13 protein-coding genes are annotated in these 14,837 nt (G+C 70.3%); 9 read left to right on the forward strand and 4 right to left on the reverse strand.

Translation table 11 applies throughout. From position 1 onward, the window contains the following. Positions 1-78 precede the first annotated feature (78 nt). Complete coding sequence (locus tag V4F39_RS02700; protein ID WP_332287697.1) at positions 79-1,629, reverse strand: 3,4-dehydroadipyl-CoA semialdehyde dehydrogenase; 1,551 nt, start codon at positions 1,627-1,629, stop codon at positions 79-81. Positions 1,630-1,652: 23 nt separating this feature from the next. Then, entirely contained in the window at positions 1,653-2,126 is a 474-nt protein-coding gene (locus V4F39_RS02705; RefSeq protein ID WP_332287698.1) for a DUF4863 family protein, read from the reverse strand. Positions 2,127-2,277: 151 nt separating this feature from the next. Here V4F39_RS02705 and V4F39_RS02710 point away from each other — a divergent pair, with 151 nt between their 5' ends. The 7 genes from V4F39_RS02710 (at position 2,278) to V4F39_RS02740 (ending at position 9,938) form a co-directional block, all read left to right on the forward strand. Further along, positions 2,278-3,213 carry a helix-turn-helix transcriptional regulator gene (locus V4F39_RS02710; protein WP_332287699.1) on the forward strand — a complete coding sequence of 312 codons (936 nt, stop codon included), beginning with the start codon at positions 2,278-2,280 and terminating at the stop codon, positions 3,211-3,213. A gap of 154 nt (positions 3,214-3,367) precedes the next feature. Then, positions 3,368-5,047, forward strand: coding sequence for a 2,3-epoxybenzoyl-CoA dihydrolase (gene boxC, locus V4F39_RS02715; protein ID WP_332287700.1), 1,680 nt, complete (start codon positions 3,368-3,370; stop codon positions 5,045-5,047). A 54-nt stretch (positions 5,048-5,101) separates the two neighbouring features. After that, positions 5,102-6,529, forward strand: a complete 1,428-nt coding sequence (boxB, locus tag V4F39_RS02720) for a benzoyl-CoA 2,3-epoxidase subunit BoxB (RefSeq protein WP_332287701.1) — start codon at positions 5,102-5,104, stop codon at positions 6,527-6,529. A gap of 12 nt (positions 6,530-6,541) precedes the next feature. Further along, positions 6,542-7,813, forward strand: a complete 1,272-nt coding sequence (boxA, locus tag V4F39_RS02725) for a benzoyl-CoA 2,3-epoxidase subunit BoxA (protein WP_332287702.1) — start codon at positions 6,542-6,544, stop codon at positions 7,811-7,813. Between the two features lie 19 nt (positions 7,814-7,832). Then, positions 7,833-8,273, forward strand: coding sequence for a MaoC family dehydratase (locus V4F39_RS02730; RefSeq protein ID WP_332287703.1), 441 nt, complete (start codon positions 7,833-7,835; stop codon positions 8,271-8,273). 237 nt (positions 8,274-8,510) lie between these two features. Beyond that, the gene (locus tag V4F39_RS02735; protein WP_332287704.1) at positions 8,511-8,822 is read left to right on the forward strand and encodes a hypothetical protein; all 312 of its coding nucleotides are present in this window, start codon (positions 8,511-8,513) and stop codon (positions 8,820-8,822) included. A gap of 87 nt (positions 8,823-8,909) precedes the next feature. After that, on the forward strand, positions 8,910-9,938 hold the full coding sequence (locus V4F39_RS02740; RefSeq protein ID WP_332287705.1) for an LLM class flavin-dependent oxidoreductase: 1,029 nt from the start codon (positions 8,910-8,912) through the stop codon (positions 9,936-9,938). Positions 9,939-9,967: 29 nt separating this feature from the next. Here V4F39_RS02740 and zwf read toward each other — a convergent pair whose 3' ends face one another. Both zwf and V4F39_RS02750 read right to left on the reverse strand, forming a co-directional pair. Then, entirely contained in the window at positions 9,968-11,431 is a 1,464-nt protein-coding gene (gene zwf, locus V4F39_RS02745) for a glucose-6-phosphate dehydrogenase (RefSeq protein ID WP_332287706.1), read from the reverse strand. A gap of 81 nt (positions 11,432-11,512) precedes the next feature. Further along, positions 11,513-12,388 carry a LysR family transcriptional regulator gene (locus V4F39_RS02750; RefSeq protein ID WP_332287707.1) on the reverse strand — a complete coding sequence of 292 codons (876 nt, stop codon included), beginning with the start codon at positions 12,386-12,388 and terminating at the stop codon, positions 11,513-11,515. Positions 12,389-12,522: 134 nt separating this feature from the next. On the opposite strand from V4F39_RS02750, the gene V4F39_RS02755 reads away from it, so the two are divergent. Together V4F39_RS02755 and V4F39_RS02760 are read left to right on the forward strand one after the other, a co-directional pair. After that, entirely contained in the window at positions 12,523-13,521 is a 999-nt protein-coding gene (locus V4F39_RS02755; RefSeq protein WP_332287708.1) for a DMT family transporter, read from the forward strand. Continuing rightward, complete coding sequence (locus V4F39_RS02760) at positions 13,518-14,633, forward strand: NADH:flavin oxidoreductase/NADH oxidase (RefSeq protein WP_332287709.1); 1,116 nt, start codon at positions 13,518-13,520, stop codon at positions 14,631-14,633. Before V4F39_RS02755 ends, V4F39_RS02760 begins: the two co-directional genes overlap by 4 nt. Positions 14,634-14,837: the final 204 nt, after the last annotated feature.

Genomic DNA, 14,837 nt, shown 5'->3' on the forward strand with positions numbered 1-14,837 from the left:
GCCACCGCGGATCCGGCTTCGCCGGTCCGCTGGTGGCGCCCCCTGGAGGGGGAGCGCCGCAGGCGCTACGGGGGTGGGTCATATCTTGGCCAGCACGGCTTCGCTCGCCTGCACCGCGGCGCGCCGGTGGTAGAAGTTCAGCGCGCGCAGGCCGCCCAGTTCCTCGCCGCCGCCCGCGCGGCCGGGGCCGCCGTGCAGCGAATGGGGCATCACGTTGCCGTGGCCGGTGTGGGCCTGGGCCACGTCGGGGGTGACCACGTGCACGCGGCCGTTGCAGGCGGCCAGTTCCACGGCCGTCGCGGCCAAGGCCTGCGCGTCGTCGCCGTACAGCGACGACACCAGCGAGCCCTGGCCGCGCTGCACCAGCGCATGCGCCTGCGCCAGGCTGCGGTAGGGCACCAGCGTGGCGACGGGGCCGAACACTTCCACGTCGTGCACCGCTGCGGCGCCGTCGACGTCGCGGCGGCCGGTGCCCAGCAGCACCGGTCCCAGGCAGGCGGCCACGGCCGGGTCGGCATCAACCAGCGGTGCGGCGCTGCCGTCGTGCAGCACGTCGGCCTGTTCGCGCAATTGCGCGATGCCGGCCTTCACGTTGTCGAACTGCTCGCGGTTCACCAGCGCGCCCATGCGCACCGTCTCGTTGCGTGGGTTGCCGACGGTGGTCTTGGCCAGCCTGGCGCCGAGGGCCTCGGCCGCCGCGCCGTACAGCGCCTCGGGCACGAAGATGCGGCGGATGGCGGTGCACTTCTGGCCCGACTTCACCGTCATCTCGCGCACCACCTCGCGCACCAGCAGGTCGAACGCCGGGCTGCCAGGCTCGGCATCGGGCAGCAGCAGTGCGGAGTTCAGGCTGTCGGCCTCGATGTTCACGCGCACCGAGCGCTCGGCCACCGCGGGGTGCGAGCGGATCACCGCGGCGGTGGCCGCCGAGCCGGTGAACGAGAGCACGTCGAACGGCCGGAGCTGGTCGAGCAGGCCCTTGGCGCTGCCGCAGACGATGCTGAGCGCGCCCGGCGGCAGCACGCCCGCATCGATCACGTCCTTCACCATCTGCTGCGTAAGCCAGGCGGTGGCGGTGGCGGGCTTCACGATCACCGGCACGCCCGACAGCAACGCCGGCGCCGCCTTCTCCCACAGGCCCCACGAGGGGAAGTTGAAGGCGTTGATGAAGAGCGCCACGCCGCGCGTGGGCACCTGCAGGTGCTGCGACTGGAAGAGGGGCTCCTTGCCGAGCCGCACCGCGTCGCCGTCGCGCAGGAAGCGCGCATCGCCCAGCGCGGCGCCCCACTTGGCGTACTGCCCCAACGTGAAGAGCCCGCCGTCCACGTCGACCGCGGTGTCGTTCTTCACCGTGCCCGAGTTGGCGATCGCGATCTCTTCATAGTGCGCGCGCCGGCCCTGCATGACCTTGAGGGCGGCCGACAGCATCGCGGCGCGTTCGCCGTAGCGCATCGCGCGCAGCGCGGCGCCGCCGGTGTCGCGGGCGAAGGCGAAGCCCTCGGCCAGGTCGAGGCCCTCGGCATCGACGCGCACCAGTTCGTGGCCCAGCACGGGATCGAACAGCGGCGAGCCATGGCCGCGGCCGGCCTGCCAGCGACCCGCGAGGTGGTTGGAGAGCAATTCAGTCACGTGGCGGTCCTCGAAGGGGGCGTTCAAGCGCCGGCCCGGGTGAACTCGATCTGCCCTTCGGGCAGCAGGTAGAGCACGAGCGCGCGGCCGCCGCTCACCGTGGGGCGGTGGGCGCTGCCGGGGGGGTAGACGCACCAACCGGCCGGGCGGCCGTCGAAGCGGGCATCGCCTTCCAGCGGCATGATCAGGTCGATCTCGCCCTGCGGGTGCACATGGTGCGGGCCGGCGATGTCCTGCATCTCGACCACGTCGACGGAGAAGCGGTGCAGGTCGTCAGCCGCCTTGAACACGCGGCCGTAGCGGATGCCGCCGCCTTCACGGTCGCACATCCAGCCTTCGGCCACGCCGTCGATGCAGGCCTGGCGGAGGCCGCGGTACACGGGGGTGTCGGGGCCCATCTCGGCGTTCAGCCAGCGGTCCAGTTCGCCGTCGAGCGGCCGGCCGGCCACCTGCGCGGCCACGTCGGCGATCAGTTGGTGAAATAGGGCTTGCGACATGCTGGCGGGCTCCCGGCTGCTGTTCTCGCTTGATGCACTCGAGGCAATGAAGTATCTTGCCTGTGGCGTGAAGATAGCGACCCGACCATGCAGCGTCAAGCAATATAGTGCAGTTCTGGTGATTACCCCTAGCCCCCAACCACTCCACAACATGAACGACAGGGCTGAAGTGCGACCCGAGGGCGCCGCGACCGACACCGGCGACGCGGCAGCGGAGGAAGGCAAGAACCCACTGCTGCTGGCACTGGGTGAGCGTGTGCGCACGCTGCGTGCGCGGCGGGGGCTCACCCGCAAGCAGGCGGCGATGGCGGCGGATGTCTCGGAGCGCCACTTCGCCAACCTGGAATACGGCATCGGCAACGCGTCGATCCTGGTGCTGCAGCAGGTGGCGCTGGCGCTGCAGTGCTCTTTGGCCGAGCTGCTGGGCGACGTGACCACCAGTTCGCCCGAGTGGCTGTTGATCCGCGAGATGCTGGAGCACCGCAGCGAAGCCGAACTGCGCCGCGCGCGCATCGCGCTCACCGAACTGCTGGGCCAGCCGGGCGGCGACGCGGCGCGCGGCGGCAGGATCGCCCTGATCGGGCTGCGTGGCGCCGGCAAATCGACGCTCGGCCAGATGCTGGCCGACGACCTCGACCTGCCCTTCATCGAGTTGAGCCGCGAGATCGAGAAAGTGGCGGGCTGCAGCATCCGCGAGATTCACGACCTGTACGGCACCGCCGCGTACCGCCGCTACGAGCGCCGGGCGCTGGAGGAAACCGTGCAGATCTACGCCGACGTGGTGATCGCCACGCCGGGCGGCATCGTCTCCGACCCCGCCACCTTCAACCTGCTGCTGGCGCACTGCACCACCATCTGGCTGCAGGCATCGCCCGAGGAGCACATGGCCCGCGTGGCGGAACAGGGCGACCTGCGCCCGATGGCCGCCAGCAAGGAAGCGATGGAAGACCTGCGCCGCATCCTCGGCGGCCGGGCCGCTTTTTATTCCAAGGCTGACCTCAAGCTCGACACCAGCGGCCAGTCGCTCGGCCAGAGCTTCGCCGCGCTGCGGGGGATGGCGCGCGAGGTGCTCGCCCTGCCGGCCTGAGCGCGGCCTTTCTCGCGCCGTTCGACCAAGTTCGGGTTTGCATGCACTTTACTGCACACCAACACGCCTTGACTCGCCCCAATACAGGCACTATCATGCATTTCATCGAATCCTGAAGAAGCACTTTGCTTCGCACCGCTCCAAGGAGACCTGCATGAGCGACCCGACCTCAAACACTGCCGCCCAGCCCCGCGTGGACTACCGCATCGAACCAGCGCAGTACAAGCACTGGTCGCTCAGCACCGACGGCGCCATTGCGCGCCTGTCGCTCGACATCGCCGAGGACGGTGGCATCCGCCCCGGCTACAAGCTCAAGCTCAACAGCTACGACCTGGGCGTCGACATCGAGCTGCACGACGCGCTCAACCGCGTGCGCTTCGAGCACCCCGAGGTGAAGACGGTGATCGTCACCAGCGCCAAGGACCGCATCTTCTGCTCGGGCGCCAACATCTTCATGCTGGGCCTGTCGACCCACGCCTGGAAGGTGAACTTCTGCAAGTTCACCAACGAGACCCGCAACGGCATCGAAGACTCGTCGAAGCACGAAGGCCTGAAGTTCCTGGCCGCGGTGAACGGCGCCTGCGCCGGCGGCGGCTACGAGCTGGCGCTGGCCTGCGACGACATCGTGCTGGTGGACGACCGATCCTCCGCCGTCTCGCTGCCCGAAGTGCCGCTGCTGGGCGTGCTGCCCGGCACCGGCGGCCTGACCCGCGTGACCGACAAGCGCAAGGTGCGCCACGACCTGGCCGACATCTTCTGCACCAGCGTCGAAGGCGTGCGCGGACAGCGTGCCGTCGAATGGCGCCTGGTCGACGCGGTGGCCAAGCCCGCGCAGTTCGGCGCCGTGGTGCAGGAACGTGCCGCCAAGCTGGGCGATGCCGGCGGCCGGGCCACCGCTGCCAAGGGCATCGCGCTGCCGCGCATCGAGCGCGAAGAGAGCGCCGACAGCCTGCGCTACGAGCACGTGGCGGTCGAGATCGACCGCACCCGCCGCACCGCCACGCTGACGGTGAAGGCCCCCGCGGGCGCCCAGCCGACCGACATCGCCGGCATCGAGGCCGCGGGCGCCGCCTGGTGGCCCCTCGCGATGGGCCGCCAGCTCGACGACGCCATCCTCTCGCTGCGCACCAACGAACTCGACATCGGCACCTGGCTGCTGAAGACCGAAGGCGACGCCGCCGCGGTGCTGGCCGCCGACGCGACGATGCTCGCGAACCGCGAGCACTGGCTGGTGCGCGAGACCATCGGCCTGCTGCGCCGCACCTTCGCCCGCCTCGACGTGTCGTCGCGCTCGCTGTTCGCCCTGATCGAGAGCGGCTCGTGCTTCGCCGGCATGCTGGCCGAGCTGGCCTTCGCCGCCGACCGCGCCTACATGCTCGCGCTGCCGGACGACCCGGACCAGGCGCCCCGCATCACGCTCGACGAGTTCAACTTCGGCCTGCTGCCGCTGGTCACCGACCAGAGCCGCCTGCAGCGCCGCTTCTACGACGAAAGCGGGCCGCTCGATGCCGCCGGCGCTGCGGCGGGCCGCGCGCTCGACGCCGACGAGGCGCTGAAGCTGGGCCTGGTGACCGCCGCGCCCGACGACATCGATTGGGCCGACGAGATCCGCATCGCCATCGAGGAACGCGCCGCCATGTCGCCCGACGCCCTCACCGGCCTGGAAGCCAACCTGCGCTTCTGCAGCAAGGAAAACATGGTCACCCGCGTGTTCGGCCGCTTGAGCGCCTGGCAGAACTGGATCTTCAACCGCCCCAACGCCGTCGGCGAGAAGGGCGCGCTGAAGGTCTACGGCAAGGGCGACAAGGCCGCCTTCGACTTGAACCGTGTCTAGCCCAGAGCCACGCCCCACCACGCGCCTTACGACGATCAGCACGAGGAACCGGACATGAGCACGATCAACTACAGCGAGAAGATCCCCAACAACGTCAACCTGAGCGAAGACCGCACGCTGCAGCGCGCGCTCGAGGGCTGGCAGCCGAACTTCATCAACTGGTGGGACGACGTCGGCCCCGAGGGCTCCACCAACTACGACGTGTACCTGCGCACCGCGGTCAGCGTCGACCCGCAGGGCTGGGCCCAGTTCGGCCACGTGAAGATGCGCGACTACCGCTGGGGCATCTTCCTGAACCCGGGCGACGCCAACCGCGAGATCCACTTCGGCGACCACAAGGGCGAGAAGGCCTGGCAGGACGTGCCCGGCGAACACCGCGCCAACCTGCGCCGCATCATCGTGACGCAGGGCGACACCGAGCCCGCGTCGGTGGAGCAGCAGCGCCACCTGGGCCTGACCGCGCCCAGCATGTACGACCTGCGCAACCTCTTCCAGATCAACGTGGAAGAAGGCCGCCACCTGTGGGCGATGGTCTACCTGCTCCAGAAGCACTTCGGCCGCGACGGCCGCGAAGAAGCCGACGCGCTGCTGCAGCGCACCTCGGGCGACGAGAACAACCCGCGCATCCTGGGCGCGTTCAACGAGAAGACGCCCGACTGGCTGAGCTTCTTCATGTTCACGTACTTCACCGACCGCGACGGCAAGTTCCAGCTCGCCGCGCTGTCGGAAAGCGCGTTCGATCCGCTGGCGCGCACCACCAAGTTCATGCTGACGGAAGAAGCCCACCACATGTTCGTGGGCGAGAGCGGCGTGAGCCGCGTCATCGCGCGCACCTGCCAGGTGATGAACGAGCTGAAGACCGACGACGTCAACAAGATCCGCGCGGCCGGCGCGATCGACCTGCCGACGATCCAGCGCTACCTGAACTTCCACTACTCGGTGACGATCGACCTCTTCGGGGCCGACCAGTCGAGCAACGCCGCCATCTTCTACAGCTCGGGCCTGAAGGGCCGCTACGAGGAAGGCAAGCGCGACGACGACCACGTGCTGAAGGGCCAGACCTACAAGGTGCTGGAAGTGCAGAACGGCCAGCTCGTCGAGAAGGAAGTGCCGATGCTCAACGCGCTGAACGAAGTGCTGCGCGACGACTTCATCAAGGACTCGGTGGCCGGCGTGAACCGCTGGAACAAGGTCATCGAGAAGGCCGGCATCCCGTTCCGCCTGCAGGTGCCGCACAAGGCGTTCAACCGCCAGATCGGCGCACTGGCCGGCATCAGGATGTCGCCCGACGGCCGCGTGGTGGGCGAGGTCGAATGGGAGGCCAAGAAGGCCGAATGGCTGCCGACCCCCGACGACCGCGCCTTCGTGGCTTCGCTGATGGGCCGCGTCGTGGAGCCCGGCAAGTTCGCCAACTGGATCACCCCGCCGGTGATGGGCATCAACCGCCAGCCGGTGGATTTCGAGTACGTGCGATTCGCCTGACCGGAGATTGAGATGGACATGGCCACCAACGTCGCCGTCATCCAGCAGCACCTGATCGACCCCGAGATCTGCATCCGCTGCAACACCTGCGAGGCGACGTGCCCGGTCGACGCCATCACGCACGATGACCGCAACTACGTGGTCAAGGCCGACGTGTGCAACGGCTGCATGGCCTGCATCTCGCCGTGCCCCACGGGCTCGATCGACAACTGGCGCACGATGCCGCGCGCCCGCGCCTACAGCATCGAGGAGCAGCTCACCTGGGACGAACTCCCGGCCGAGCTGACCCCCGAGCAACTGGCCGAGGCCGGCGTGGGCGACGAGGCGCAGGCCGCCGAGCCCGTGCCGGTGGTGGAGACCGCCGCTTCGGCGATCAACGCCCCGTTCAACTCGGCCGCCTACGGCGCGACCGTGCCGCCGTGGTCGGCCGCGCACGCCTACACCAACCTCTATCCGCCGAAGAAGCCGACCACCGCCACCGTGGTCGGGAACTTCAACTGCACCGAGAGCGGCTTCGCCAGCGAGACGCACCACATCGTGCTCGACTTCGGCGGCATGCCCTTCCCGGTGCTCGAAGGCCAGTCGATCGGCATCGTGCCGCCGGGCGTCGATGCCAACGGCAAGGCGCACTTCGCGCGCCAGTACTCGGTGGCCAGCCCGCGCAACGGCGAGCGGCCCGGCTACAACAACCTCGCGCTCACCGTGAAGCGCGTGACCGAGGACCACCAGGGCCGCCCGGTGCGCGGCGTGGCGTCGAACTACGTGTGCGACCTGAAGGTGGGCGACAAGGTGCAGGTGGTGGGCCCGTTCGGCAACAGCTTCCTGATGCCGAACCACCCGCGCTCGAACATCGTGATGATCTGCACCGGCACCGGCAGCGCGCCGATGCGCGCGATGACCGAATGGCGCCGCCGCCTGCGCAAGACGGGCAAGTTCGAGGGCGGCAAGCTGATGCTGTTCTTCGGCGCGCGCACGCCGCAGGAGCTGCCTTACTTCGGCCCGCTGCAGAACCTGCCGAAGGACTTCATCGACATCAACCTCGCCTTCTCGCGCCAGCCCGAACAGCCCAAGCGCTACGTGCAGGACCTGATCCGGGAGCGCAGCGCCGACCTGGCCGAGCTGCTGAAGGACGGCCACACGCACATCTACGTCTGCGGCCTGAAGAGCATGGAAGAAGGCGTGGTGCTGGCGCTGCGCGACGTCGCGCAGCAGGCCGGGCTGGCGTGGGACACCCTCGGGCCGATGCTGAAGGCGGAGGGCCGTCTCCACCTGGAGACCTACTGATCCTTCACCTGGAGACGACTTGAGGTTCGCCGACTTCCACCCCGGCCAGGTCATCGAGGCCGGGCCCTACGAGGTCACCGAGGCCGAGGTGCTGCAGTTCGCACGCGCCTACGATCCGCAGTGGTTCCACACCGACCCCGAGGCCGCCGCCCGCGGCCCCTTCGAGGGCCTGATCGCCAGCGGCTGGCACACCTGCGGCATCGCGATGCGCCTGGTGGCCGATGCCGCGCTGGCCGGCTCCGAATCGTTCGCGTCGCCCGGTCTGCAGTACGTGAAGTGGCCGGCGCCGGTGCGCCCGGGCGATGTGCTGCGGCTGAGGGCCGAGGTGCTGGAATCGCGGCGTTCGGGGAGCCGGCCGAACCTGTGCATCCTGCGCTGGCGCTGGTCGCTGCTGAACCAGCACGGTGTTCAGGTGCTGGAGCTGGAGGCGACGAGCCTGTTCGACGTGCCGGTGGGCTGACCACGCGGTGCTGATGCAGCGCCGACCTTGTTTCGGAACTCCAGAAACGCCGTAGAGCCTGTACCAGCGGCGGCGGTCGATTTCGGAGAATCAGAAACCAAGGCTCCGCCGCCGCTTGCGTCTGGCGATCAACCGGTCGACGAATCGCAAACCACGAATGCATGTACGCTCGCGGCCAACAGGCTTGGCTGAGGCATGGCCAGGCCGCCACATCAACCCTCCACACAGCCGTCGCCCATGGGACAAGCCAAACTCCGCGGCACGCCGGAGCAGCGCAAGCAGGCCGCCATCGAGAAGCAGCTGTCGCTGCGCCCGAAGCACATCATCTGCAACAACTGCCAGACGGAGCTGACCGACATCAATGCCGTCGACGTCGCCGAGCTGCCGGGCATCGACGCGGCCTTCGAGGCGCACTGCCCGCAATGCGGCCACGACACCTACGCGATCAAGGGCGAGAAGGAGGCGGTGGCGCGCCTGCACATGGCCATCGAGGATGCGGCGGGTGCCGAAGCGCAGGCCGGCTCCGTGCCATCGGCCAGCGGCCGATGAGCCTGCGCGGCCGGCGGCGCTGAGCCGCGCCCCGGCGCGATCGCCCTGCCGCAGCTGCGTTCTTTGCTTTCGGCGGATCATGCGGACATGCCATCCGCCACGCCTTCCTCGTCCTCCGCTGTCACCCTCTCCATCCTCGACCTGTCGCCGATCTGCGAAGGCGGCAGCGCGGGCCAGTCCTTCCGCAATTCGCTGTCGCTCGCGCAGCACGGCGAGAAGCTCGGCTACCGGCGCTACTGGCTCGCCGAGCACCACGGCATGCCCGGCATCGCCAGCGCGGCCACCTCGACGCTGCTGGCCTTCATCGGCGCGGGCACGTCGACGATCCGCATCGGCGCCGGCGGCGTGATGCTGCCCAACCATTCGCCGCTGGTCATCGCCGAACAGTTCGGCACGCTCGAATCGCTGTACCCCGGCCGCATCGACCTGGGCCTCGGCCGCGCGCCGGGCTCCGACCAGCGCACCGCCCGCGCACTGCGGCGCGACCTGCAGTCCGACGCCGACCAGTTCCCGCAGGACGTGGTCGAACTGATCGACTTCATGAGCGAATCGCCGCGGCAGGCCGTGCTGGCCGTGCCGGGCCAGGGCACGCAGGTGCCGGTGTGGATCCTCGGCAGCAGCACCTTCGGCGCGCAGCTCGCCGCCCACCTGGGCCTGCCCTATGCCTTCGCATCGCACTTCGCGCCGCAGCAGCTCATCGCGGCGATCGGCATCTACCGCGAGACGTTCAAGCCCTCGGCCTTCCTGGACAAGCCCTACGTGATGGCCGGCTTCAACGTGTTCGCCGCCGACGACGAGGCCGAGGCCCACCTGCTGGCCAGCTCGTGGCAGCAGTCCTTCGTCAACCTGCGCAGCGGCCGGCCCGGCCGCCTGCCGCCGCCGGTCGCGGGCTACCGCGACCGCATCGGCCCCGCGGAAAACGCGCTGCTCGACTCGGTGCTCTCGTGCACCGCCATCGGTACGCGCGAATCGGTGCAGGCCGGCATGCAGGCCTTCGTCGACCGCACCGGGGTCGACGAGGTCATCGTCGCCAGCGGGATGTACGACCATGCCGCGCGGCTGCGCTCGTACGAGATCGCCGCCGAGGCGGGAGCCGCCGTGCGGCCGAGGGCCTGACCGCCGCGGACACGGCCTGCAGCAGGCGGTCAGCTCCCCATCGCGTTCGGATCCCGCCACACGCGCTCGAACGGCAGCCGCCACGCGTGCGGCGCGATGAGCTGGTGCACCGGCTTCGGCCCCCACGAGCCCTGGGCGTACAAGCGCACCGGCGGCGGTGATTCGAGCAGCGGCGTCGACACCTGCCACAGCCGCTCGATGCCTTCGGCGGTGGTGAAGAGGGTGCGGTCGCCGCGCATCGCGTCGAGGATCAGGCGCTCGTAGGCTTCGAGCACGTCGCCGATCAGGCCGGTGTCGCGCATCGCGAACTGCAGGCTCAGCTTGTCGAGCCGCATGCCGGGGCCGGGACGCTTGCCGTAGAAAGAGAGCGACATCTTCGAGGCGTCGGCCAGGTCGAAGGTCAGGTGGTCGGGGCCCTGCGAGCCCACGCCCGAGTTGGGCGGGAACATGCTCTTCGGCGGCTCGCGGAACGCGATGGAGATGATGCGCTGGCCCTCGGCCAGGCGCTTGCCGGTGCGCAGGTAGAAGGGCACGCCGGCCCAGCGCCAGTTGTCGATGTGGCACTTCAGCGCGATGAAGGTCTCGGTGTCGCTCTCGGGGTCGACGCCTTCCTCGCTGCGGTAGCCGCTGTACTGGCCGCGCACCACGTCGCCCGGGTTGATCGGCAGCATGCTGCGGAAGACCTTGTTCTTCTCCTCGCTGATGGGCTGCGGCTCCAGCGCGGTGGGCGGCTCCATCGCCATGAAGGCGAGGATCTGGAACAGGTGCGTCACCACCATGTCGCGGTAGGCGCCGGTCTGCTCGTAGAAGCCCGCGCGCTTGCCCAGGCCCAGCGTCTCCGGCACGTCGATCTGCACGTGATCGATGAAGTTGCGGTTCCAGATCGGCTCGAACAGCCCGTTGGCGAAGCGGAAAGCGAGGATGTTCTGCGCCGGCTCCTTGCCCAGGAAGTGGTCGATGCGGAAGATCTGCTCCTCGGCGAACACCTCGTGCAGCCGGGCGTTCAGCGACACGGCGCTGGCCAGGTCGGTGCCGAAGGGCTTCTCCATCACGATGCGTGAACGCGCCACCAGCCCCGCCTCGCCCAGCATGCGCACCACCGGCAGCGCCGCGTTGGGCGGCACGCTCAGGTAGTGCAGGCGCTGGCTCTCGGTGCCCAGCGACTGCTCGGCCCGCTCCACCGCGGCCTTCAGCGCCGGCGCGCCGCCCGACAGCGGCACGTAGTCGAGCGACGCGGCGAAGGCCTCCCAGGCCTCGGCGCTCACCTTGCGCGCGCCGAACTCGTCGAGCGCGCCGCGCGCCACCTGGCGGAAGCCGTCTGCGTCCAGGTCATCGAGCGAGACGCCGATGATCCGGCAGCCGGGGATGAAGCCCGCGCTGGCCAGGTGGAACAGCCCGGGCAGCAGCTTGCGCCGCGCCAGGTCGCCGGTGGCACCCACCAGCACCACCACCTGCGGCAGGCGCGGACCTACGCCTTGCGGAATCTTGGCCACCGTGTCTCCTCCCGGCAATCGCCACTTGTCTCGAGCGCTAGCGAATTCGGTGCCAGCCGTGCCGGCAGCCCGGCCGACACTTTAGGCCCAGGATTCCAGCACCGCCTCGCGCACCGCGGCCACCGCCGGCGGCTGGCGGCCGGCCGGCGACACCCAGCACACCCAGGTGTGCGAGCGCCAGCCGGGCCAGATGGCCAGCTCGCCGTTGCGCTCGGCCTGCTCGGCATGGGCGCGCCGCAGCAGCCCCGCGCCGATGCCGCTGGCCACCATGCTGCGCGTGGTGGTCTCGCTGTCCGACGTGGCGCCCTGGCGGAACTCGCGGCCGGCCGCCGCGAAGAGCTGGTCCACGTGCGCCCGCAGGATGCAGGACGGCGGCGTGCCGACCCACGGCAGGCTGGCCACCTGCGCCAGCGACAGGTCCGGGTGGGCCTCGGCCATGCGCCGCGGCACCGCCACGGCCAGCTCCACGCGGCCCAGCCGGTGCAGCGACAGGCCCTCGGCCTCCTCGCTGTCGCTCAGCGCGAAGGCGCAGTCCAGCTCGCCGCGCTGCACGGCCTGCATGGTTTCGTACGACAGGCCCTGGCTCAGCTGCAGCGTCACCTGCGGGTGGCGCTCGGCCAGCTTCACCAGCGCGTCGCCCAGCCGCAGCGTGGTCGGGTCGGCCACGGTGCCGAAGCGCACCACGCCCTGCGCCATGCCGCGGATCTGCTCGGCGGTCGAGCGCATGCGCGCGGCGGCCTCCAGCGTGCGCTGCGCCTCGGCCAGCAGGCCTTCGCCCGGCTGCGTGAGCGACATGCCGCGCGGCGTGCGCTCGAAGAGCTTGACGCCCAGCTCGTCTTCCAGCGCCTTGAGCTGTGCGCTGACGGCCGGCGCGCTGGTGAACACCCGCTCGGCGGCCCGCGTGAGGCTGCCTTCCTGGGCGATCGCGACGAAGGTCTTCAGCTGGTAGAGCTCCATGGCTGCGCATTCTGTGCGCGCGTGCGCCATCCGTCCGTTCGCAAAAGCTGAGACCCGGCTCCAAAGAAGCGAATGGCCATGCCGCGCTGCAGCAACGATGCTTCCACGGTCCAATGCGTCCCGGATCGCCCCACATGAACGCCACCACCGCACCGCTTTCGCCCCGCTCGCTCGGCATCGCCTCGCTGCTGCTCGCCACCTCGAGCTGGGGCGCGATGTTCCTGGTCGGCAAGGACGTGCTCCAGCACGTCGACCCGTTCTGGTTCACGCTCGTGCGCTACACCCTGTCGGCCCTGCTGTTCGCCATGCTGCTGCTGCCGCGCGGCGCGGCGCCTTGGCAACGCCTGCGCCGGCATGCCGGCCCGCTCGCGTGGCGCGGCGTGGCGGGCTTCGGCGTCTTCAGCGTGATGCTGCTCGAAGGGCTGTCGCATTCCGCGCCCTCGCACGGCGCCGTCATCATGGCCACGGTGCCGATGACCACGCAGTTGCTGCGCTGGGCGCTCGACGGCGTGCGGCCCACCCGCACCGCCGTGCTCACCGCCGTGCTGGCGCTGGCGGGCGTGGCCACGGTGGCCGGCGTCTTCTCGTCGGGCGACGCGTTCAACACCGGCTACCTGCTAGGCGATGCACTCGCGCTGGCCGGCACGCTGGGGTGGATCGCCTACACCCGCGGCGCGGCGCGCATGCCGGAACTCGACGTCGTCGAGTACACCGCGCTGACGGTGCTGGCCTCGTGGCCGCTGCTGCTGCTGGGCACGCTGGCCGCCACCGCGGTGGGGCTGTCCGCCGCGCCCGGCGCCGAAGGGCTGCAGAGCTCGTGGCACGGGCTGCTGTTCGCCGGGGTGCTGTCGTCCGCCGTCGCGGTGCTGGCCTTCAACCACGGCGTGCGCCGACTCGGCGCGGTCACGGCCACCGCGTTCCTCAACTTCGTGCCGGTGTCGGCGCTGCTGATGAGCGTGGCGCTGGGCAAGCCGCCCACCGCGGCCGAGCTGCTCGGCATCGCGATGGTGGTGACGGCGCTGCTCGTGCATACCGCCGCCAGCCGGTCGCCGGCTTCCCCCACGCTTTCTCCCGCCACCCCCGGCGTGCCGACCCCGCGCGCCGCCCTTCCCCCTTGCAAGGCCACTTCATGAGTTTGCTTTTCGAGCCCCTGCACCTCGGCCCCCTGCGGCTGGACAACCGCATCATCGTGGCGCCGATGTGCCAATACTCGGCCACCGACGGCACGCCCGGCGACTGGCACACCGTGCACCTGGGCACGCTGGCGCTGTCGGGCGCGGGCCTGCTGATCCTGGAAGCCACGGCGGTGCTGGCCGAAGGCCGCATCTCGCCCGCCGACCTGGGCCTGTACAGCGACGCCAACGAGGAGGGCCTGGCCGGCGTGCTGCGCGCGGCCCGGGCGCATTCGCCGATCAAGGTGGCGATCCAGCTCGGCCACGCGGGCCGCAAGGCATCGAGCCGCGCGCCGTGGGACGGCGGCTCGCAGATCCGCCCCGGCGAGCCGCAGGGCTGGCAGGCCGTGGCCCCTTCGGCGCTGCCGCACGCGCCGGACGAAGTGCCGCCGATCGCGCTGGACGCCGCCGGCCTCGCGCGCACCCGCGAGGCCTTTGCCGAGGCGGCCCGCCGCGCGGCGCGGCTGGGCATCGACGGCATCGAGATCCACGCCGCCCACGGCTACCTGCTGCACCAGTTCCTCTCGCCGATCGCCAACCAGCGCACCGACGACTACGGCGGCAGCCTGGCCAACCGCATGCGCTTTCCGCTGGAGGTGTTCGACGCGGTGCGCGCCGCCTTCCCGGCCGACCGGCCGGTCTGGGTGCGCGTCTCGGGCACCGACTGGGTGCCGGGCGGCTGGGACATCGACAGCACCGTCGCTTTCGCCGAAGCGCTGAAGGCCCGCGGCTGCGCGGCCATGCACGTGTCCAGCGGCGGCGTATCGCCGCAGCAGGCGATCCCGCTCGGCCCCGGCTACCAGGTGCCGCTGGCGCAGCAGGTGAAGGCCGAGACCGGCATCACGACGGTCGCCGTGGGCCTGATCACCGAGCCCGAGCAGGCCGAGGCCATCGTCGCCGCCGGGCAGGCGGACGCCGTCTCGCTGGCCCGCGCGATGCTGTACGACCCGCGCTGGCCCTGGCACGCCGCCGCGAAGCTGGGCGCACAGGTGAAGGCACCACCGCAGTACTGGCGCTCGCAGCCGCGCGCGTTGAAGCATCTGTTCGAAAACGCAAGCTTCGGGGCGCGGTGACCCGCCGGCGGGCCGGTCAAGGCCTTGCCGCGCAACAGACCATTGCACAGCGCGCTAAGCTGCGCACGCCCTTGGCAAGCTTCCTGCAGCCCCCACATCGGTTGGGCTGCCGAGAAACCTCATGCGCACCTATGACAAGCTGATCGCCACGATTCAAGCCGCCAAGGCGGGCGGCGGCTTGCGCGCACGCTTTGGCGTTTGGTG

It is taken from the genome of Aquincola agrisoli (assembly GCF_036621135.1).
Lineage (GTDB): Bacteria > Pseudomonadota > Gammaproteobacteria > Burkholderiales > Burkholderiaceae_C > Aquincola > Aquincola agrisoli.